The organism is Streptomyces sp. JNUCC 63, from assembly GCF_054366325.1.
Map to the genome: position 1 here is coordinate 2,703,153 of NZ_CM135963.1, position 21,470 is coordinate 2,724,622.

13 protein-coding genes are annotated in these 21,470 nt (G+C 71.8%); 3 read left to right on the forward strand and 10 right to left on the reverse strand.

Going from position 1 to position 21,470, the window contains the following annotated elements; all coding sequences use genetic code 11:
• Window positions 1–2: 2 nt before the first annotated feature.
• The gene (locus tag ACX25U_RS12155; protein ID WP_454391418.1) at window positions 3–2,210 is read right to left on the reverse strand and encodes an ATP-dependent DNA helicase UvrD2; all 2,208 of its coding nucleotides are present in this window, start codon (window positions 2,208–2,210) and stop codon (window positions 3–5) included.
• A 193-nt stretch (window positions 2,211–2,403) separates the two neighbouring features.
• Here ACX25U_RS12155 and ACX25U_RS12160 point away from each other — a divergent pair, with 193 nt between their 5' ends.
• On the forward strand, window positions 2,404–2,661 hold the full coding sequence (locus ACX25U_RS12160; RefSeq protein ID WP_454391420.1) for a mycoredoxin: 258 nt from the start codon (window positions 2,404–2,406) through the stop codon (window positions 2,659–2,661).
• Between the two features lie 93 nt (window positions 2,662–2,754).
• Here the strand turns inward: ACX25U_RS12160 and nudC are convergent, their stop codons facing one another.
• The 5 genes from nudC to ACX25U_RS12185 form a co-directional block, all read right to left on the reverse strand.
• Window positions 2,755–3,699, reverse strand: a complete 945-nt coding sequence (gene nudC, locus ACX25U_RS12165) for an NAD(+) diphosphatase (protein ID WP_454391422.1) — start codon at window positions 3,697–3,699, stop codon at window positions 2,755–2,757.
• A 154-nt stretch (window positions 3,700–3,853) separates the two neighbouring features.
• The gene (locus ACX25U_RS12170) at window positions 3,854–5,257 is read right to left on the reverse strand and encodes a dipeptidase (RefSeq protein WP_454391424.1); all 1,404 of its coding nucleotides are present in this window, start codon (window positions 5,255–5,257) and stop codon (window positions 3,854–3,856) included.
• Between the two features lie 10 nt (window positions 5,258–5,267).
• Window positions 5,268–8,789, reverse strand: coding sequence for a UvrD-helicase domain-containing protein (locus tag ACX25U_RS12175; RefSeq protein ID WP_454391426.1), 3,522 nt, complete (start codon window positions 8,787–8,789; stop codon window positions 5,268–5,270).
• 100 nt (window positions 8,790–8,889) lie between these two features.
• Window positions 8,890–12,246 (reverse strand): ATP-dependent helicase, encoded by a 3,357-nt coding sequence (locus ACX25U_RS12180; RefSeq protein WP_454391428.1) that lies wholly within the window; start codon window positions 12,244–12,246, stop codon window positions 8,890–8,892.
• Between the two features lie 302 nt (window positions 12,247–12,548).
• A complete protein-coding gene (locus ACX25U_RS12185) occupies window positions 12,549–12,935 on the reverse strand; it encodes an MGMT family protein (RefSeq protein ID WP_454391430.1) in 387 nt (128 codons plus the stop codon).
• Window positions 12,936–13,121: 186 nt separating this feature from the next.
• On the opposite strand from ACX25U_RS12185, the gene ACX25U_RS12190 reads away from it, so the two are divergent.
• The gene (locus ACX25U_RS12190) at window positions 13,122–15,872 is read left to right on the forward strand and encodes a lysylphosphatidylglycerol synthase domain-containing protein (protein ID WP_454391432.1); all 2,751 of its coding nucleotides are present in this window, start codon (window positions 13,122–13,124) and stop codon (window positions 15,870–15,872) included.
• A 72-nt stretch (window positions 15,873–15,944) separates the two neighbouring features.
• A complete protein-coding gene (locus tag ACX25U_RS12195) occupies window positions 15,945–17,516 on the forward strand; it encodes an alpha/beta hydrolase (protein ID WP_454391434.1) in 1,572 nt (523 codons plus the stop codon).
• Between the two features lie 260 nt (window positions 17,517–17,776).
• On the opposite strand, the gene ACX25U_RS12200 is transcribed toward ACX25U_RS12195, so the two are convergent.
• The 4 genes from ACX25U_RS12200 to moeZ form a co-directional block, all read right to left on the reverse strand.
• Complete coding sequence (locus ACX25U_RS12200) at window positions 17,777–18,391, reverse strand: hypothetical protein (protein WP_454391436.1); 615 nt, start codon at window positions 18,389–18,391, stop codon at window positions 17,777–17,779.
• A 154-nt stretch (window positions 18,392–18,545) separates the two neighbouring features.
• Complete coding sequence (locus ACX25U_RS12205; RefSeq protein WP_454391438.1) at window positions 18,546–19,217, reverse strand: hypothetical protein; 672 nt, start codon at window positions 19,215–19,217, stop codon at window positions 18,546–18,548.
• A 557-nt stretch (window positions 19,218–19,774) separates the two neighbouring features.
• Window positions 19,775–19,975, reverse strand: coding sequence for a hypothetical protein (locus tag ACX25U_RS12210; RefSeq protein ID WP_454391440.1), 201 nt, complete (start codon window positions 19,973–19,975; stop codon window positions 19,775–19,777).
• A gap of 255 nt (window positions 19,976–20,230) precedes the next feature.
• The gene (gene moeZ / locus ACX25U_RS12215; RefSeq protein ID WP_454391442.1) at window positions 20,231–21,409 is read right to left on the reverse strand and encodes an adenylyltransferase/sulfurtransferase MoeZ; all 1,179 of its coding nucleotides are present in this window, start codon (window positions 21,407–21,409) and stop codon (window positions 20,231–20,233) included.
• Window positions 21,410–21,470: the final 61 nt, after the last annotated feature.

Sequence of the window (21,470 nt, forward strand, 5' to 3'; positions counted from 1 at the left end):
CATCAGTTCTCCCCCTCTTCTGCGCCGGGCTCTTGGCCTGCGCAGATGGCTAGAACATCCGCTCCGTACCGGCGGAGCTTGCGCATCCCGACCCCGGGGACGCGCGCCAGTTCACGCTCGTCGTCCGGGACGGACTCGGCGATCGCCATCAGGGTCTTGTCGGTGAAGACGCAGAAGGCGGGCTGCCCGCTGCGTCCGGCCTGCTCCGCCCGCCACTCGCGCAGCCGCTCGTACAGACCCTCGTCCATGTCGGAGGGGCAGTCCTCGCAGCGCATCAGCTTCAGTTCGCCGCCGTCGGTGAGAGTGCGTCCGCAGACCCGGCACCGGGCGGGGATACGCCGGGTGCGCCGCGGGACGGGCGCCACCACGACCCCGGGGGCCGTGGTGAAGCCTCGCTCGATGCCCCCGGAGGCGCCGAACCCGGCCCGGCCCGCGGTACCGGCCGAGCCGGGCCGCAGCCCGTCGAGGAAGCGGCTCGGGCGGCGGTTCGGACGGCCGCCGGGCGAGCGGGACAGCGACCAGGAGACGTACAGCTGCTCGCGGGCGCGGGTGACACCGACGTAGAGGAGGCGGCGCTCCTCCTCGATCTGCTCGTCGGTTCTGGCATAGGTGATCGGGATCATGCCCTCGGCGACCCCGACCAGGAAGACGGCGTCCCACTCCAGGCCCTTGGCGGAGTGCAGCGAGGCGAGAGTGACGCCCTGGACGGTGGGGGCGTGCTGAGCGTTCGCCCGCTCGTCGAGCTCGGCCACGAGGTCGCTCAGGGTGGCGCCCGGTCTGGCGGCGGCGAAGTCCTGCGCGAGATTGACCAGGGCGGCCAGCGACTCCCAGCGCTCCCTGACCGCACCGGAACCGACCGGCGGCTGCGGGGTCCAGCCCTCTCCGGACAGCACGGCACGCACCTGGGAGGGCAGGTCGACGGCGTCGTCGAGGAGGGAGTCGTTGCCGCCGAAGCGGGCCGCGCCGCGCAGCGCGACCCCCGCCTTGCGCACCTCGGGCCGGTCGAAGAAGCGCTCCGCGCCGCGCAGCTGATAGGGCACACCGACGTCGGCGAGCGCCTGCTCGTAGGTCTCGGACTGGGAGTTCGTCCGGAACAGAACGGCGATCCCGCTCGCCGGGACACCGGAGGCGATGAGGTCCTGGATACGGCGGGCGGCGCCCTCGGCCTCGGAGGGCTCGTCGGTGTACTCGGTGTAGACGGGCTCGGGGCCCGGGGCGCGCTGGGAGACCAGTTCCAGCCGGTGGTCGGCGGCCCGGCCGCGGGCCTGGGCGAGCAGTCCGTTGGCGAGGTGGACGACCTGCGGGGTGGAACGGTAGTCGCGGACCAGCTTGACGACGGTGGCGCCGGGGTGTCGTGTGCGGAAGTCGAGCAGATGGTCGGGGGTTGCTCCCGTGAACGAATAGATCGTCTGGCTGGCGTCACCGACCACGCACAGGTTGTCCCGCTCGCCCAGCCACAGCTCCAGCAGACGCTGCTGGAGCGGGCTGACGTCCTGGTACTCGTCCACCACGAAGTGCTGGTACTGGGCACGGACCTGTTCGGCCACGTCGTGCCGGTCCTGCAGGACAGCGACGGTCAGCAGCAGGACGTCCTCGAAGTCGATGACCGAGCGGTCCCGCTTGAGGTCCTCGTAGACGGAGTACAGCTGGGCGATCTCGGCCGGGTCGCGGGGGACCTCGCGGCCGGCCTTCGCGGCTGCGAGGGCGTAGTCGGCCGGGACGGTCTGGGTGACCTTGGACCACTCGATCTCCGCGGTGACGTCCCGCAGCTCGCCCCGGTCCAGGCGGATACGGCAGGCGGCGGCCGCGTCCGCGACGAGTTGGATCTTGCGGTCGACGAGCCGGGGCATGGTGCCGCCGATCGCTTTCGGCCAGAAGTACTGCAGCTGGCGCAGGGCGGCCGAGTGGAAGGTGCGGGCCTGCACGCCGTGCGCGCCGAGCTGGCGCAGCCGGCCGCGCATCTCGCCGGCCGCCCGGTTGGTGAAGGTGACGGCGAGCACACTGGAGGGCTGGAGGATCCCCGCCCGCACTCCGTAGGCGATGCGGTGGGTGATCGCACGGGTCTTGCCCGTGCCGGCACCCGCCAGGACGCACACCGGCCCGTGCAGGCAGGTGGCCACCTCGCGCTGCTCCGGGTCGAGCCCGTCGAGCACCGCGTCGGCAGAATCCGGGACCTGCGGGAAGAGCGGGGAGTGCGTTGCTGCTGTCACACGGCCATGCTGCCAGGTCGCGGGAGACGGGTGAGCCGGTTGTCCACAGGCGGGCCCTCGCAGTCGTACCAATGCGACAGGCGTCACGCTCGTGCCGGCACCCGGATACCCCCGGTGGGAATGCCGGGTCGATGGCGTACGTTCCCCCAGTGCTACTACTCCGTCCCCGACCCGCCGAAGGAGCACAAGAGACATGCCGGGCACTGTGACGATGTACAGCACCACGTGGTGCGGCTACTGCCGTCGGCTGAAGAGCCAGATGGACCGCGAGGGCATCCCGTACACCGAGATCAACATCGAGCACGACCCGGAGTCCGCGGTCTTCGTCGAGAAGGCGAACGGCGGGAACCAGACGGTTCCCACCGTTCGGGTGATTTCCTCCAACGGTGGGGGCGAGGTCGTCATGACGAACCCGAGCCTTGCCCAGGTGAAGCAGGCCCTCAGCGCCTGATCCCGGCGCGTCTCGCGCTTGTGCGGAAGGCGGCTCCCGAGAGCTCTCGGGAGCCGCCTTCTCTTTCTCTCCGGCTCAGACCGTCTCTTCGGCTCAGACGGCGGTCCGCGTCGGCAGTGGCTTGCCGTACCAGAGTTCGATGAGGCGGGCCGCGATGGAGATGCCGTAGGGGGGCAGGACCTCGCCGGAGTCGAAGGCCGTTCGGAGTTCCTCGCGGGAGAACCAGCGGGCCTCGTGGATCTCGTCGCCGTCGACGGCGATGTCGGTCGAGGTGGCGCGGGCCATGAAGCCCAGCATCAGGCTGGACGGGAACGGCCAGGGCTGGCTGGCGACGTACTCGACCTGGCCGACGGTGACGCCGACCTCCTCGTGGACCTCGCGGCGCACCGACTGCTCGATGGACTCCCCGGGCTCGACGAAGCCGGCGAGCGTGGAGAAGCGGCCCTCGGGCCAGTGCACCTGGCGGCCGAGCAGGATGCGGTCCTCCTCGTCGGTGACGGCCATGATCACCGCGGGGTCGGTGCGCGGGTAGTGCTCGGCGCCGCAGGCCGGGCAGCGGCGGATGTGGCCGGCCGCGGCGATCACGGTGCGCTCGCCGCAGCGGGAGCAGAAGCGGTGCAGGCGCTGCCAGTTCTCCAGGGCCACCGCGTGCACCATCAGGCCCGCGTCGCGCGGCGCCAGCAGCAGGCCGGCCTCGCGCAGGCCGGCCGGGCGGGCGGACTGGTCCATGCGGCCGGGCAGGGAGTCCTTCTGCAGGGCGAAGTAGCTGACGCCGTCCTCGTCGGTGCCCAGGAAGTAGCGGTGTGCTTCTGTGAGGGGGGCCTCGAAGGAGGGGGTCGTGACGAGTTCGGTCCGGCCGTCGGGCGTCTCGTCGATCAGTGCCTGGCCGCCGGAGACCACGAAGCAGCGCGTCGAGGGGTGGCTCCACGCCGCGGCGAGCCAGGCCTCGTCGAGCCGGTGGTGGGCGGCCCGGTCGATGCCGCTGGGCGCGGTGAGCGAGATGGGTCGGTCGGCGGTGTGGTCGGTCCAGGTGGTCACGAGTGCTTCCAACTCCCCCGGTGCAACGGTTGTTTCGGCGGCGGTTCAGCGGGACGTGCGGCAGGAGGCGTCCGCGTGCGGCGGGGCCTGGAGGCGCGCGGCAGCCTCTCCAGTGTGCTCCTGGCAGGAGACTGCCCGCGCCGGTGGCCGCCCGTCAGGGCGCATCGCGCCAGTGCTCCGCGAGGTCGCCCCACAGGTACGCGCTGGTCTCGACGCCCTTGAGCAGGAGGTCGAGCTCGACCTTCTCGTTCGGCGCGTGCCAGCCGTCGGACGGGACGGAGATGCCCAGGAAGAGCACGGGCGCGCCGAGTACCTCCTGGAGGTCGGCGGCCGGACCCGAGCCGCCCTCGCGCGTGAAGCGGACGGACGTGCCGAAGGCCCGGCCCATGGCGCGGACCACGGACTGCAGGGCCGGGTGGTCCAGCGGCGTCAGGCACGGGCGCGTGGCCGCGCCGAAAGTGATCTCGGACCGGATCCCGGCGGGCACCTGCTCGGCGGCCCAGGCGCGCACGGCCTTCTCGACGTGCTCGGGGTCCTGACCGGCGACCAGGCGGAACGACAGCTTGACCATCGCGGTGGACGGGATGATCGTCTTGCTGCCGGGGCCCTGGTAGCCGCCGCCGATGCCGTTGACCTCGGCGGTGGGGCGGGCCCAGATGCGCTCCAGGGTGGTGTGCCCGGCCTCGCCGTGGGTGGCGTACGACTTGGCGGTGCGCAGCCACTGCTCCTCGTCGAAGGGCAGCTCGGCGAAGAGTTCGCGCTCGCGGTCGGTGAGCTCCACGATGCCGTCGTAGAAACCGGGGATCGCCACGCGTGCGTGCTCGTCGTGCAGGGCGGCGACGAGGCGGGCGGCGGCGGTCGCCGGATTGGGCACCGCGCCGCCGAAGGAGCCGGAGTGGATGTCCTGGTCGGGGCCGGACAGCCGGATCTCGCACTCGGCGAGGCCCCGCATTCCGGTGCACACCGTGGGCGTGTCCTCGGACCACATGCCGGTGTCCGAGACGATCACGGCGTCGGCGGCCAGGCGGTCCGCGCGGCTCTCGACGAGCGCCCGGAAGTGCGGGGATCCGGACTCCTCCTCACCCTCGATCAGGAGTTTGAGGTGGACGGCCGGGGCGGTGCGGTCGGTGGCGGCGAGGTGGGCGCGGACGCCGAGTGTGTGGAAGAACACCTGGCCCTTGTCGTCGGCCGCCCCGCGCGCGTAGAGGCGGCCCTCGCGGACGACGGGCTCGAAGGGCTCGCTGTCCCAGCCGTCCTCGCGGGCGGCGGGCTGGACGTCGTGGTGGCCGTAGACGAGGACGGTCGGGGCGTCGGGGTCGTCGGAGCGCCACTCGGCGAAGACGGCCGGGGCGCCCGGGGTCTGCCAGACCTCCGCGGTGGTGAAACCGGTCTCCCGCAGCTTGCCGGCGAGCCAGTCGGCGCTGCGGCGTACATCGGGCGCGTGCTCGGGCTGGGCCGACACGGAGGGGATGCGCAGCCATTCGGCAAGGTCGTCGAGGAAGGCGGTGCGGTGCTGTTCGATGTACGTGCGGACGGCGCTGTCCGGGGTCTGGCTCATGCTTCCGAGCCTATCGGCCCGCGGTGGCATCCCGTTCGGGCGGTTCGTCACACCGCGGCTCGGGCTGCGGTTCCTGGAGCAGCAGCCTCTCCAGCTCTGCCCGGCCGGGCAGGTCGTCGTGCCGTACGACCTCGCCGGTGCGCACGTACACGAACGCGGCGGTGACGCGCTCCAGGGGAATGCCGTGCTGCTCGGCCCAGGCCAGCCGATACACGGCGAGCTGGAGCGGGTCGGCGGTGCGGGAGCGGTTCGTCTTCCAGTCCACGATCTCGTACGTCGCCGTGGTCCCGTCGCTCTCCTTGTAGACGGCGTCGATGCGGCCCCGGACGACACGGCCGGCGACGGCGAGCTGGAAGGGCGCCTCGACTCGGTGGGGCGTGCGGTGCGCGTACTCGGTGCGTTCGAAGGCCGCCTTGAGGGCTTCCAGGTCGTGTTCGTCGGCGATCTCGGCGTCGCTGCCGGGCAGTTCCTCGGGCTCCAGCATGGGCAGCGTCAGCTCTTCGAAGCGGGTTTCGACCCAGGCGTGGAAGCGGGTGCCACGGCGTGCGGCGGGTTGCGGGGGGCGCGGCATGGGGCGCGCGAGCTCCCGCGCGAACCCGTCGGGGTCGGCCGCCAGGTGCAGCAGCTGCGACGCGGTCAGTGTCGTCGGCAGGGGTACGTCGATGACGCTCTGCCGGGCACGCCGGAGCTCTCCGGTGAGCGCGTCGAGGTCGCGGTCCCAGGATGCGACGATGCGGGACTCCTCCGGGGTGAGGGGCTCGGGCTCGGGCTCGGAGTCGTGTTCACCGAGGTGGGGGCGTCCGGGTGGCGGGGCGGAGCGCGGTTCGGGCGCGGTGGCCTGGTGCGGGACCGTCGGGCGGTCGCTGCTCCAGGAGTCCCAGTCGCCGGGGTCTTCCTCGAAGGGGGTGTCCTCGTCGTAGGGCGGCGCGTCGTCGTAGGGCGGTGCGCCGTCCTCCGGTGGCGGGGGCCAGTCCGGGTCGTCGTGGGCGGCCGGGTCGTGGGCGGCCGTCGGGTGGTGGTCCGTGCGGCCGGCGAGGTTCTCCAGGTGGTCCAGGACGATCGCGGCGGCCTCGCGGCGGCGGGCCAGGGCGGCCTCGTCCAGGGGCAGGGGCCACACCTGGTCGGAGGTGGCCCGGTGCAGGGCCGGGTTCTCCTCGTCCTCCCCGGGCTCGTCCGCCCAGGCCTCGATCTCGCCTCCTCCGGCGGCGCAGTGGTCGTGGAGGGCCTGCAGGAAGGCGGACGGGCCGCGCGGTCGCTTCTGGCTGGGGCCCCACCAGTGGCCGGAGCCCAGGAGCAGGGAGCGGGGGCGGGTGAAGGTGACGTAGCCGAGACGCAGTTCCTCGGTGTGCTGGTGGTCCTTCATGGCCTCGTGGAAGGCCTTCATCCCGCGCGCGTCCCAGCCGTCGACGTCGGGAAGGGTGTCGGCGTCGCCGCGCAGGGTGTGCGGCAGCACCTTGCTCTGGCTGGTCCACTTCTCGCGGCCCTGGCCACTGGGGAAGGTGCCGGTGACCAGGCCGGGGACGGCGACCACGTCCCACTCCAGGCCCTTGGACTTGTGCGCGGTGAGCACCTTGACGGTGTTCTCGCCGCCGGGCAGCGCGTTGTCGAGGCCCTTCTCGTACTGGGCCGCGGTGCGCAGGAAGCCGAGGAAGGCCAGCAGTGACGCCTCTCTCTCGTTCGCGGCGAAGGAGGCGGCGACGTCCAGGAAGTTCGACAGGGTCTCGCGGCGGCGGGCGGCCAGCGCGTGCGGGGAGGCCGACAGCTCCACTTCCAGGCCGGTGACGGCGAGGACGCGGTGCAGGACGTCCATGAGCGGGTCGGACAGGGAGCGGCGCAGGTCGCGCAGTTCTTCGGCGAGCCGGGCGAACCGCACGCGCGCGTCCGGGGAGAACGGCAGCCGGTCGTCGTCCCCGGCGCCGTTCAGGGGTGTTTCGAGGAACGTGTCGAGGGCGTCCGCGAGCGAGATCACCTCGGCCGGGTCGACGCCCTCGACGGCCTCGGCCAGCCGGCTGTCGGGATCGTCGTCGGCGTTCACGCGTGTGTGGGCGACGAGCAGCCTCGCCCTGCGGCCGAGGAGCGCGAGGTCGCGCGGGCCGATGCGCCAGCGCGGACCGGTCAGCAGCCGGACCAGGGGGGCGTTGGCGCCGGGATCCTGCAGGACCTCGCAGACGGCGACGAGGTCGGCGACCTCGGGCAGGTGCAGCAGCCCGGACAGGCCGACGACCTCGACCGGGACGTCACGGGCGACCAGGGCGCCCTGGATCTCGGCGAAGTCGGTGGCCGTACGGCACAGGACGGCGATCTCGCCGGGCGCCTTCCCGGTCCGTACCAGGTGGGCGATGGAGTCGGCGATCCACTCGATCTCCTCGGCGTGGGTGGGCAGCAGGGCGCAGCGCACCAGGCCGTCGCGCTCGGCGCCGGGGGCGGGGCGCAGGGCCTGCACGCCCGCGTGCATGGCGCGCAGGGGTTCGGCGAGGCCGTTGGCGAGGTCGAGGAGGCGGCCGCCGCTGCGGCGGTTCTCGCTGAGGGCCTGGCGGGTGGCGGGGCGGCCGTCGGCGTGGGCGAAGTGCTCGGGGAAGTCGTCGAGGTTGGCGACGGAGGCGCCGCGCCAGCCGTAGATGGCCTGGCAGGGGTCGCCGACGGCGGTCACGGGGTGGCCCGTGCCGTCGCCGAAGAGGCCGGCCAGCAGGATGCGCTGGGCGACCGAGGTGTCCTGGTACTCGTCGAGGAGGATCACCCGGAACTCCTCGCGCAGGATGCGGCCCACTTCGGGGAGCTGGGCGAGCTGTGCGGCCAGGGCGATCTGGTCGCCGAAGTCGAGCAGGTCGCGCTCGCGCTTGGCGGCCCGGTAGCGGAGTACCAGTTCGGCCAGTTCGCGGCGGGCGGCGGCCGTCTCGGGGACCTTGCGCAGGTCGGCGTTGGTGAGTTTGGTGCCCTCCAGGGTGTGCAGCAGCCCGGTGTCCCACGCGCGCAGCTCCTCGGGGCGTACGAGGTGTTCGGCGAGCTCGGCGTCGAGGGCGAGGAGGTCGCTGACCAGGTCCGGGAAGGAACGGGTCAGCGCCGGGTACGGGCCGGGGGCCTCCCGCAGCACGCGCGCGGCGAGCTGGTAGCGGGTGGCGTCGGCGAGGAGCCGGGTGGTGGGTTCGAGGCCGATGCGCAGGCCGTGGTCGGTCAGGAGGCGGCCGGCGAAGGCGTGGTAGGTGGAGATCACCGGTTCGCCGGGCGGGTTGTCCGGGTCGATGGCCTCGGGGTCGGTGACGCCGGCCTTGATCAGTGCTTTGCGGACGCGCTCGGCGAGCTCGCCGGCGGCCTTGTTGGTGAAGGTCAGGCCGAGGACCTGTTCGGGAGCGACCTGTCCGGTGCCGACCAGCCACACCACGCGGGCCGCCATCACGGTGGTCTTGCCGGACCCGGCGCCGGCCACGATCACCTGCGGGGCGGGCGGCGCGGTGATGCAGACCGTCTGCTCCGGGGTGAACGGAATCCCGAGGAGCTCCTTGAGCTGCTCGGGATCAGTGATACGGGCGGGCACCTCAGAGAGGCTAGCGGTGGGCGCTGACAACGGATGCCGAATCGCCCTCCGAATCCGCAGAAGCGCAGGTCATCACCCATGGTGCCGTTCATCACGCAGGTCACTCGACGACGTGGCGTCCCTCCGGCCGCGCGCTGCACGACGCGCGGAACGCGCAGTGCGCGCAGTGCTGTCCGGCCGTCGGCGTGAACCGCTCGTCGAGGACCTTTCCGGCGGCGGTGGCCAGCAGCTCTCCGACCCACTCCCCCTCCAGCGGCTCCTGCGTCTGCACCTTGGGCAGGCTGTCACCGCCGTCCCGCTTGGCCGCGCCCTGGCGCAGCTGGACGAGTTCGGCGCCGCCCGGCTCGGGGCGCGTGCCGTCGAAGACCTCGTCGACGGCGCCCTCGCGGACGGCGAGCTGGTAGACGGCCAGCTGCGGGTGGCGGGCCACCTCGGCGGCGGTGGGCGCCTGCTTGCCGGTCTTGAAGTCGACGACGTAGGCGCGGCCCTCGCCGTCGGCCTCCACGCGGTCCATGGAGCCGCGGATGCGCACCTGGTGGTCGCCCGCCGCCAGGGTTACGTCGAAGTCGTGCTCGCCGGCCACGGGAGTGCGGCCGGCACGCTCCAGGACGTGCCACTTCAGGAAGCGTTCGAGCGCCACGCGCGCGTTCTCCTTCTCCTGCTCCGACTTCCACGGCGCGTCGAAGGCGATCGCGTTCCACACCGTCTCCAGGCGCTCCATGAGGACCGCGAGGTCGGCGGGGGTGCGTCCGGAGGCGACCTCGTCGGCGAGCACGTGCACCACGTTGCCGAAGCCCTGGGCGGCACTCGCGGGGGCGTCGGCCTTGACCTCGCGGCCGAGGAACCACTGCAGGGCGCAGGTGTTGGCGAGCTGGTCGAGGGCGCTGCCGGACAGGACGACGGGCTGGTCGCGGTCGCGCAGCGGCACCTTGCTCTCGGTCGGGTCGGCCATGCCCCACCAGCGGTAGGGGTGGGCCGAGGGCACCAGCGGGCGGCCTTCGTCGTCGGCGAGCGCGGCGAGCCGGGCCAGCCGGTGCGCGGCGGCCTGCCGGAGGGTGGCGGAGACACGCGGGTCGACGGTCGTGGCGCGCAGCTCGGCCACCAGTGCCGCCACGGACAGCGGGCGGTGCGGGCGGCCGGTGACGTCCTTGGGCTCGACGCCGAGTTCGGTGAGGAAGCGGGAGGGCTGGTCGCCGTCGTCCGCGGGCGCCTTCACGGCGGTCACGACGAGGCGTTCACGCGCGCGCGTGGCGGCGACGTAGAACAGGCGGCGCTCCTCCGCCAGCAGCGCGCCGGGGGTGAGCGGCTCGGCGAGTCCGTCGCGGCCGATGCGGTCGGCCTCCAGCAGGGAGCCGCGGCGCCGCAGGTCCGGCCACAGCCCCTCCTGGACGCCGGCGACCACGACCAGGCGCCACTGCAGGCCCTTGGAGCGGTGCGCCGTCATCAGGCGCACCGCGTCGGGACGTACGGCGCGCCGCGTGAGTGTGTCGGCGGCGATGTCCTCGGCCTCGATCTCCTCCAGGAAGTTCAGGGCGCCCCGGCCTCCGGTGCGCTCCTCCGCGCGGGCTGCGGTCGCGAACAGCGCGCACACGGCGTCCAGGTCCCGGTCGGCGTTGCGTCCCGCGGCGCCGCCGCGCCGGGCGGCCCGCTCCAGGCGGGCGGGCCACGGTGTGCCCTCCCACAGGTCCCACAGCGCCTCCTCGGCCGTACCGCCGCCCGCCAGGCGCTCGCGGGCCTTCCTGAGCAGCGCGCCGAGGCGCTGGGCGCCACGCGCGTACGTGGGGTCGTGCGCGACCAGGCGCTCGGGTTCGGCCAGGGCCCGGGCGAGCAGTTCGTCCGAGGGCGGGGGCAGGGGGTTGCCGGCGGCGCGTTCCTCCTCGCGCAGCGCGCGGCCCAGGCGGCGCAGGTCGGCGGTGTCCACGCCGGCCAGTGGTGAGGCGAGGAGGGTGAGCGCGGTCTCGGTGTCCAGCCAGCAGGTGTCCGCCTCGGGCTGTTCTTCGGGCAGCTCCCCGGATCGCCCTTCCGGATCCTCGCCGGCCGCTTCCGCCGCGCCGCGCCGCGCCGCTTCAGCGGTCGCCACCGCCCGCAGCGCCGTCAGAAGGGGCGCCACCGCCGGTTCGTGGCGCAGCGGCACGTCGTCACCGTCGACGTCCAGCGGCACCCCGGCGGCCGTCAGGGCGCGGCGGAGGGTCGGGATGGTGCGGGCGCCGGCACGCACCAGGACGGCCATCTCGCTCCACGGGACACCGTCCTCCAGGTGTGCCCGGCGCAGGATGTCGGCGATGTTGTCCACCTCGGTGCCCGGTGTCGGGTACGTGTGGACGTCGACGCGGCCGCCGTCACGCACCGGGGTCAGCTCGCGGTGGGCGCGGACCTTGTCGGCGGGGAGGCGGGTGAGCGGCATCCGCCGGGTCAGCAGACGGGTCGCGGCGAGCAGCGCGGCGCCGGAGCGGCGGGAGGTGCGCAGGACCTGTACGGGGGCCGGGCGGCCGTCCGCGCGCGGGAAGGTCTGCGGGAACTCGAGGATGCCGTTCACGTCCGCGCCCCGGAAGGCGTAGATCGCCTGGTCGGGGTCGCCGAAGGCGAGCAGGGTGTGGCCGTCCCCGGCGAGCGTGCGCAGCAGCCGCACCTGGGCCGGGTCGGTGTCCTGGTACTCGTCGACGTAGACCGCGTCGTACCGCGCGGCGAGCCGCTCGGCGACCTCGGGGCGGCGGGCGAGGAGCACCGCGCGGTGGACGAGTTCGGCGTAGTCGAGGACGCCCTGCAGGTCGAGGACGTCGAGGTACTCGGCGAGGAAGGCGGCCGCCGCCTGCCAGTCGGGGCGGCCGATGCGGCGCGCGAAGGCCGCCAGGGCGTCGGGACCGAGGCCCAGTTCGCGGCTGCGGGCGAGGACCGCGCGAACCTCGTCGGCGAAGCCGCGGGTGGTCAGGCAGGCGCGCAGTTCGTCCGGCCAGCGCATGTGTCCCAGGCCCAGGCGCTCCAGGTCGACCTGGCCCGCCAGGAGATCGCGGACGGTCACGTCCTGCTCGGGTCCGGACAGCAGCCGCAGCGGCTCGACGAACAGGCCGCTGTCCTGGTGGGCGCGGACCAGGGCGTAGCAGAACGAGTGGAAGGTGGTCGCCTGCGGGACGTGGGCCGCGCCGGCGCGCAGCGCCATGCGGTCGCGCAGGTCGACGGCGGCCCTGCGGCTGAACGTCAGCACCAGGATCCGTTCGGGGTCCCCGCCACGGGCGATCCGCGCGGCCACGGACTCCACCAGGGTGGTGGTCTTGCCGGTGCCCGGACCTGCGAGGACGAGCAACGGACCGGTCTCGTGGTCAACCACGGCGCGCTGTGCGGCGTCCAGAAGAGGGGGGTCCGGTCTGGACGGTGGGGTACGCACCAGTCGGTAGGCGCCACGGTTCCCCTGCCGCATCTGGGGGTGCGGCAGGCGTCTGGTGGAGGAAGAGGAGCTCACGTGGTTCGCCGGTCCTGGTGGGTGTGCTGGGGTCTGTCACGGTCGGCGCGCAGCGCCGTCGTCGCGGGGACGCACGGGCCGATGGGGAGGGCGGTGGCCGCGGGGTGAGGGGGACACGTGCAGCCGACGCTACGCCGAGGCCGGGTGCGGAAGGAGGACTTCCCCTTCTTCCCGTGGCCCTCACTGTGCGCTGCCGTCACGTGTGTCCCTCGACTCACGAACGTACGGCATGGCGCGCACGTGCTCCGATTCCCCCGTACGGGCCAGGGGCTCCCCGCGGGTCCCTCGAATGGCGGAAGCTGTCAGGTGTGACCCTGCGCACGTTCGCCGCCGTCCCACCGGGCCCGCCGCATGTCGAGGCGCGGCAGGTGGCCCTCGGCCGCCCTGCCCGCCTCCTTCAGGGGCGTGCCCTCGGTGCGGTAGTGGGCGAGGGCGCGCAGTTCGTGGCCCGGGAGCAGAACGCCGTCCGCGCGTACGACCCGCCACCACGGGACGGCTCCGCCGTAGAGGGCCATCACGCGGCCCACCTGGCGGGGGCCGCCCTCCTGAAGCCATTCGGCGACGTCCCCGTAGGTCATGACGCGCCCCGGCGGTATCAGGTCGGCGACATCGAGGACCCGCTCGGCGTACTCGGGCAGCGCGTCGGGATGTTCCGGGCGGCCGTCGTCCGGAAGGCTCACTTCGCTCATCCGCCCCATCCTGCCCCACCCCACCGACAGCGGGACGCGCTCGGGGCGAGGCCGCGCCCTCGCTCCCGGGCGGTGCTTCGGGCAGACTGTGCGGCCCCGCACATGCACCCTGACGCCCCCGCGCGTCGGTGGGGCATGCCACCATCGTGCGGGCGGTGACCGGTGATACGAGACCAAGAAGAGACCATGAAGCAGCAGGGTGTGCACCCCGATGGCGCGGAGGGCACCTCTGGGGTTTCGTCGCGTCCGGGCACCAGGGACAAGGACGGTCCGAAGGCGGGCAGGAAGCCCGCCGAGGACAGGGACGTGGCCCACGTCGACGAGCTGGAGGGCGACGAACCGCTGCTCCCCGCGCGCGTGCACCGTCCCTCGGACCTGATGCGACTGCTGGTGGGCGTGCTCGCCATCGTGGTGCTGCTGGCGATCGCCGCGTTCGCGCACGGCACCACCTCGGGCCTCGAACAGGACATCAACAAGGGCACCGGTCAGGCACCCGATCTGCTCATCAAGATCGCCGGTTTGGCGTCCAGCATCGCGATCCTGCTGGTCCCGGTCGCGTTCGCGATCGAGCGGCTGATCAAGCGGGACGGGCTGCGGATCGCCGACGGCGTGCTCGCGGCGGTCCTCGCCCACGGGGTGACGCTCGCCACCGACCTGTGGGTCGCCAAGGGCGCCCCGCACTCGATCCAGGAAGCGCTCACCCAGCCCTCCCCCGGTGACATCCACGCGCTGACCGACCCGGTGCACGGCTATCTCGCTCCTGTCATCGCCTATATGACGGCCGTGGGCATGTCCCGCAGACCGCGCTGGCGCGCGGTGCTGTGGATCGTGCTGCTGCTCGACGCCTTCTCGATGCTGGTCACCGGCTACACCACGCCGTTCTCGATCATCCTTACGGTGCTGATCGGCTGGACCATCGCCTACGGCACCCTGTACGCGGTCGGCTCGCCGAACGTCCGCCCCACGGGGCGGACGCTGGTGGCGGGACTGCGGACCGTCGGCTTCCACCCGGTGAGCGCGGCCCGCGAGGACGTGGCGGAGACCGCCGACAACGGCGACCGCGGCCGGCGCTACTTCGTCACCCTGGAGGACGGCCCTCCGCTGGACGTCACGGTCGTCGACCGCGAACAGCAGGCGCAGGGCTTCTTCTACCGCCTGTGGCGCAACCTCACGCTGCGCGGTTTCGCCACCCGCAGCAGTCTGCAGTCGCTGCGCCAGGCCCTGGAGCAGGAGGCGCTGCTCGCCTACGCGGCCATCGCGGCCGGCGCCAACGCGCCCAAGCTGATCGCGACCTCCGAGCTGGGCCCCGACGCCGTGATGCTCGTCTACGAGCACACCGGCGGGCGCATGCTCGACTCGCTGGAGGACAAGGAGATCACCGACGAACTGCTGCGCCACACCTGGCAACAGGTGCGGGCGCTGCAGTCACGGCGCATCGCGCACGGCAGGCTGGCCGGTGACGCGATTCTGGTGGATCGTTCCGGCAGGGTGATCCTCACCGATCTGCGCGGCGGCGAGATCGCGGCCGGAGACCTGCTGCTGCGCATGGACATCGCCCAACTGCTGACGACACTCGGCCTGAGGGTGGGCGCGGAGCGCGCCGTGGCCTCCGCGGTCGGTGTCCTCGGGCCCGACGCGGTCGCCGACTGCCTGCCCATGCTGCAGCCCATCGCGCTGACGCGCTCCACGCGCGCGACCCTGCGCCGGCTGGCCCGGGAGCGGGCGCAGCGGGAGCGGGAGGCGGTCCTGGAGGCGTCCCGGCAGAACAAGCAGGACCGGCTGGAACAGTCCGCCGCGGAGGTCGGCCCCATCGTCCTCGAGAAGCCGGAGAAGCCGGAGAAGCACGACAAGAAGGACAAGAAGGCCGAGCGCGCGGAGGCGCGGGCGGAGAAGCGGGCCATCGACGAGGCCCTGGAGGAGGCCCGCGAGGAGGACCTGCTCACCCAGATCCGCCACCAGGTGCTGCGGATCAGGCCGCAGGCGCCGGTCGAACCTGCCCGGCTGGAACGGGTACGGCCACGCACCCTGATCAGTTTCATCGCGGGCGCCATCGGCGCGTACTACCTGCTGACGCAGCTCACGCACATCGAGTTCGGCACGCTCTTCGCCCACGCCCAGTGGGGCTGGGTGGCGGCGGCGGTGCTGTTCTCGGCGCTCAGCTATGTCGCGGCGGCCATGGCGCTGCTGGGCTTCGTGCCCGAGCGGGTGCCGTTCCCGCGGACCGTGGCGGCGCAGGTCGCCGGGTCGTTCGTGAAGATCGTGGCACCAGCAGCGGTCGGCGGGGTGGCCCTCAACACGCGCTTCCTGCAACGCGCGGGCGTACGCCCCGGGCTGGCGGTGGCCAGTGTCGGCGCCTCGCAGCTGTTCGGGCTGGGCTGCCACATCCTGATGCTGCTGTCCTTCGGCTATCTGACCGGCACCGAGAAGACGCCGTCGCTGTCGCCGTCCCGGACGGTCATCGCGGGGCTGCTGACGGTCGCGGTGCTCGTGCTGGTGGTCACGTCGGTGCCGTTCCTGCGGAAGTTCGTCGTCACGCGCGTGCGTTCCCTGTTCGCGGGCGTCGTGCCGCGCATGCTGGACGTGCTGCAGCGGCCGCAGAAGCTCGTCACCGGCATCGGCGGCATGCTGCTGCTGACCTTCTGCTTCGTGATGTGTCTGGACGCCTCGATCCGGGCGTTCGGCGGCCAGTCGACCTCGATCAGCATCGCCAGTGTCGCCGTCGTCTTCCTCGCCGGCAACGCGCTCGGCTCGGCCGCCCCCACGCCGGGCGGTGTGGGCGCGGTCGAGGCGACGCTCACGGTCGGTCTGATCGCCGTGGGTCTGCCCAAGGAGGTGGCCGCTCCGGCGGTTCTGATGTTCCGTCTGCTGACCCTGTGGCTGCCGGTGCTGCCCGGCTGGCTGGCCTTCAACCATCTGACACGCAAGGGCGCCCTGTAGGGCACCGCCTCCGCTTGCCCCGAACGGCCCCCGTCCCGCGCGCGAGCCTGCCGGCGGCGCGAGGATGAGGACATGCAGAACCCCCGCGGACTGTGCGCCGCCTCCCTGACCGCGACCACCGTCCTGCTGACCTCCCTGGTGGCAGGCTGCGGCAATGGTTCGACGGGCGCGGACACCGCGGGCGGGGGTACGACGGGCGGGGACATGACCGCCCAGAAGCTGGACTGGAAGGACTGCCCGGCACCGTCCGCGTCCGAGGGCGGCGGCGCGGCACCCTCCCCGCTGCCGAACGGCGGCAAGTGGCAGTGCGCCACCATGAAGGCGCCGCTGGACTGGAGCAAGCCCAACGGCGACACGATCGACATCGCGCTGATCCGGGTGAAGGCGACCGGGCCGGGCAGGCGGATCGGCTCGCTGATCTTCAACTTCGGCGGTCCGGGCGGCTCCGGCGTCAACGTCCTGCCGTCGATCGCCCAGGACTACACCAAGCTCGCCACCCGCTACGACCTGGTGAGCTTCGACCCGCGCGGGGTCGGCCGCAGCGCGGGCGTGAAGTGCAAGAGCGACGCACAGCTCGACCAGTACTTCCAGCAGGACGCCACCCCGGACACCCCCGCCGAGCGCGCCGCGTTCCTGAACAACACCAAGCAGTTCAACGCCGCCTGCGAGAAGAACTCCGGGAAGATCCTTCCCCATGTGCGCACCACCGACGCGGCCCGCGACATGGACCTGATGCGCCAGGTCCTCGGTGACTCCAAGCTGTACTACTTCGGGATCTCCTACGGCACCGCGCTCGGGGGCGTGTACGCCCATCTGTTCCCCACACATGTGGGCCGCGCCGTCTTCGACGCGGTCATCGACCCCACGCAGAGCCCCGAGCAGATCTCACTGGGCCAGGCCAAGGGCTTCCAGTTGGCCCTGGACAACTTCGCGAAGGACTGCGTGTCGAAGGGCGCCAAGTGCCCGATCGGCACCAGCGTGCAGGACGTCGAGAACCGCATCGCCGCCCTGCTCAGGAAACTCGACAGCAACCCGATCCCCGGCATCTTCCCGCGCCGGCTGACCCAGTCGGCCGCGACCAACGGCATCGCCCAGGCCCTGTACTCCAAGGACCTGTGGGCTCCCCTCACCGAGGGACTGCGGCAGGCATACGCCGGCAACGGCCAGATCCTCATGCTGCTGTCGGACGCCATGAACGGCCGCAACGAGAAAGGCCGGTACAGCAACCTCGCCGCCGCGAACGCCGCCATCAACTGCGCCGACCAGAAGCAGCGGTACACCCCCGCCGACGTGGAGCGGGCGCTGCCCGCGTTCCGGGCCGCCTCCCCGCTGCTCGGCAACTTCCTGGCCTGGGGAACCCTCAGCTGCACCAACTGGGCGGTGCCCGGCGCGGCCAACCACCCCGACGTGAGCGCGCCCGGCTCGGCGCCGATCCTCGTCGTGGGCAACACCGGCGACCCGGCGACCCCGTACCAGGGCGCGCGGAGGATGGCGGACGCGCTGGGCAAGGGCGTCGCCGTCGAACTCACCTGGAAGGGGCAGGGACACGGCGCGTACAACAGCAAGGACAAGTGCGTCCAGAACGCGGTGAACGGCTATCTGCTCGACGGGAAGCTGCCCGCGACCGGAACAGTCTGTGCCTAGGGTCTGCCCGGCGGCCGCGGGCCTGGGCACCTTCCGGTTCACCGCCGTCCGGCCGCCCTCACCCATCGCCGGCGATCTGCGACCGCCGGCGATGCACATCGATTCTCACGTACGCCTGCCTCACGGCCTCCTGACCCAACCCGGCTCCCCGCGCCCATCGTCCTCCCGGACCACCGAAGCGAGAAGTCCCAGCCCTCATAGGGCCAGGTCAGAGCGTTGATCGATTAGTACTCCAACTGTGGATCGCGACAGCTGGAGTACTAGCCAGCAACCTTCACGGTCCAATCACATTCACTGATGATCTGAAGCTGACGGGTACCCGACGTGTGCTGCGGCGTGCTGCCCTTGCCGGACTTGTCCATCTCGTTGACGAGCTTGTCGTTCTTGTCGAAAACAATGAAGTTGCCCTTACCGTCGACGGCACCCATGGCCTTGGTGCAGTCGAATGCGTAGGACAGCGTCCACTTGTCGCCGACCTTGAACGCGCTCGTGTTCTTGGTGCCGGAACCCGTGAGGGCGAGCACCGTGGTCGGCTCGGCCTCGTGCGTGGGAGCGGGAGCCGCCTTGCGCGTGGCGGCAGGCGCCGCCTTCTGAGACGCCTCCGCCGACGGCGAAGCCGGTGCGCTTGCAGTCGAGTCGGCCTTGTCGCTCTTGTCGTCACTCCCACAGCCGGAGACAGCGGCGACGATCACGACGACGGCGAGCAAGCCGCCGAACCTCCACTTGAAACGACCGCCCTTCTTCTCGGCCGGCTGCTGCCGGCCCGTCACCGGCCATCCTTCGGAGAAGGGTTGGACACCCTCATCCCCCCTGTTCATCTGCAACTGCGGAACCCCCTGGCGCCGCATGGTGCCCACCGTGACCTCGAAGTCCATCCCGCGATTTCCGGGCGGTGGGCCAGTACTTCCACCTGGGTGATCAAGCCAGGAGGGCGCTTTGCCGCCAATCCCGTTCAACCCCGGCGCGGTACTTTCGCAGTACACAAGAAGGCCGGACTGAACGTCCGTCGTTCGCAATGTCATGCCCGTTCTACCGGCCGACCCGTCCGAGTCGCAGGTCTCGGTGGAGGAAGCAGGCCGTACCTGCGACGACCACCCCGCAGACCGTGGGCACGAGCAACCACGGGAGGCCCGTCCACACGGTGGACAGACCCACGACGGTGCAGGCGGCCCCCGTGACGATGAGCAGCCGCTTGCCGTACGGGCGCCAGGTGAAGGGTCCGGGGTCGCGCGGCCTGGCCAGGTACATCGCACCGAAGATCAGCGCCAACGCCGCCAGCAGCCCCGCGAACGTGCCCACGGCGGCTGTCATCCGGGGCTCGTCGCGAGGCGCGTCGCTGGAATTCTGCCGGGCGTCCCCCTCGGCAACCACCACGACGGCGCCGCGCCGCACGGTGCCGGTGACCCGGTCTCCCCGCCGAAGCCCGCTCAGCACCGGCCCCAGGTCGCCGAATGGCACGACCATCCTCCGGAAGGGCTCCGGGCCGAGCAGGGTCGCCGTTGTCCTCTTGGCGCCAAGCGAGGTGTCCTCGACGGTGAAGGTGACCTCCCGCAGGAAGTCCTCCGCCCTCGGTATCACCCTGCGCGCGGGGCACGCCTCGGCCGCCTTGTACTCCCGGTACTGGGTGCGATCGCTGGGCAGCCAGCTGGTGAAGACTGAATGGGAGGTCAGTGCGGCGGCCAGGGACAGAACGATCAGCACCGCGCCCACCAGCAGGTTCCGGCCGGCCCTCGGCCGGGGCGGCGGCGGTCCGTCCGTCCGTCCGTCCCCCGGACGGCGCCCATTCTCATCGTGGTCATCGCCCGCCTCCCGCCGTTCCCCACCGAAAGGCCACCAGTCTTCTCCCGCCGCGATCAAGCAGGCAAGGAGATCGACCGGCAGCCGGAGGTCACTGGTCCTTGCCGTATCCGGGCAACGTGATCCTCAGACGCGCTTGGGCGCCCGGCGCGGCACCACCGCCCGCAGGACCCGCCGCCGCTCCGCGAACGCGTCCACTGCGCGGCGCAGTCCGCCCATGCGTGGGCCGCGAGCAGTTCCAGGACGGTGGTCTGGCGGCGCAGTCCTGCGGCGACGAGGGGCGGCCTGCCCTCCGTACGGCCTTCGCGGCGGGAGGCGGCCGAGCCGGTGTCCTCGGCCGGGTCGAGCACCTCCCCGTCGTCCTTGCCCGAGGCCCTCAGCGACCCAGGTCGTTCGAGGCCGGACAGTGATCACTCAAACTCCGGATGAGAAGTGGCTGTGCCGAAGGGCCATCCTCAGGTTCACCAGGAGTGAGATCGCGTTCGACCACGGCCGAGAAGTTTCCGGATCAGCAAGAACGCGGCCACAGCGATCAGGGCCATCCCCATAAAGATCAAGACAACCCCGATGGCGATCAGAAACGCCCCGATAAAGACCAGAAATGCCCCGATCAGGACCAGGAGCGCCCCGATGATGAGGAGAAAGATCGCGAGGACGGTCACAGTTGTCTCCTGTCCTCCCTCCCGCTCTGACTCCTTCCCCGCTCCCCTGCAAACACTCTGCTTCACGATCACCGACGGCTTGCCACGGCCAAGAGGTCGGCCCACGGTCCGCTGGTTCCAACCAGGACCGGCGCTGAGCCGCCTCCGGGCCGTCCGAGGTCACCCGACGCCGACCGACAACGACCGAAGCCCACGGCATCTGAACTGGTCAGAGCCGTGGGCTTCTTCAGTCTTGCTGGTCAGCCGGACCGGTGATCAGTAGACCGGCTTCTCCGGCTCGATCTGGTTGACCCAGCCGATCACGCCGCCGCCGACGTGCACCGCGTCCGCGAAGCCCGCGGACTTCAGCACGGCGAGGACTTCCGCACTGCGGACACCCGTCTTGCAGTTCAAGACGATCTTCTTGTCCTGCGGGAGGCTCTCCAGGGCGGAGCCCATGAGGAACTCGTTCTTCGGGATCAGCCGGGCGCCCGGGATGGAGACGATCTCGAACTCGTTCGGCTCACGGACGTCGATGATCTCGATGTTCTCGCCGTCGTCGATCCACTCCTTGAGCTGCTTGGGAGTGATCGTCGAGTCGGCGGCCGCCGCCTGGGCCTCTTCGGAGACGACGCCGCAGAAGGCCTCGTAGTCGATGAGTTCGGTGACGGTGGGGTTCTCGCCGCAGATCGCGCAGTCGGGGTCCTTGCGGACCTTGACCTGGCGGTACTGCATCTCCAGGGCGTCGTAGATCATCAGGCGGCCGACCAGCGGCTCGCCGATGCCCGCGAGAAGTTTGATGGCCTCGTTGGCCTGGATGGAGCCGATGGACGCGCACAGCACGCCCAGGACGCCGCCCTCGGCGCAGGAGGGAACCATGCCGGGGGGCGGGGGCTCCGGGTAGAGGCAGCGGTAGCAGGGGCCGTGCTCGGACCAGAAGACGGAGGCCTGGCCGTCGAAGCGGTAGATCGAACCCCAGACATACGGCTTGTTGAGGAGCACGCACGCGTCGTTGACCAGGTAGCGGGTCGCGAAGTTGTCCGTGCCGTCGATGATCAGGTCGTACTGGCTGAAGATGTCCTTCACGTTCTCGGCCTCGAGCCGCTCCTGGTGAAGGACCACGTTCACGTACGGGTTGATGCCCTTGATCGAGTCCCGGGCGGACTCGGCCTTGGGACGGCCGATGTCGGACTGGCTGTGGATGACCTGGCGCTGCAGGTTCGACTCGTCGACCTCGTCGAACTCCACGATGCCGAGCGTGCCCACGCCCGCCGCGGCCAGGTACATCAGCCCCGGCGAGCCCAGGCCACCGGCGCCCACAAAGAGCACCTTGGCGTTCTTCAGCCGCTTCTGCCCGTCCATCCCGACATCGGGAATGATCAGGTGGCGGGAGTACCTGCGGACCTCGTCTACGGTGAGCTCGTCAGCCGGCTCGACCAGGGGTGGCAGCGACACGGGGACTCCGTTGGTCGGTCAATCACTACGGTTGTTCTCCTCGTAACACTGCCACGCCCTT

Bases quoted from the DNA above. Each gene is read 5' to 3' on its own strand.
- ACX25U_RS12200 (WP_454391436.1), bottom strand. From the start codon at position 18,391: ATGGACTTCGAGGTCACGGTGGGCACCATGCGGCGCCAGGGGGTTCCG.
- ACX25U_RS12185 (WP_454391430.1), bottom strand. From the start codon at position 12,935: ATGAGCGAAGTGAGCCTTCCGGACGACGGCCGCCCGGAACATCCCGAC.
- ACX25U_RS12195 (WP_454391434.1), top strand. From the start codon at position 15,945: ATGCAGAACCCCCGCGGACTGTGCGCCGCCTCCCTGACCGCGACCACC.
- ACX25U_RS12190 (WP_454391432.1), top strand. From the start codon at position 13,122: ATGAAGCAGCAGGGTGTGCACCCCGATGGCGCGGAGGGCACCTCTGGG.
- ACX25U_RS12160 (WP_454391420.1), top strand. From the start codon at position 2,404: ATGCCGGGCACTGTGACGATGTACAGCACCACGTGGTGCGGCTACTGC.
- ACX25U_RS12170 (WP_454391424.1), bottom strand. From the start codon at position 5,257: ATGAGCCAGACCCCGGACAGCGCCGTCCGCACGTACATCGAACAGCAC.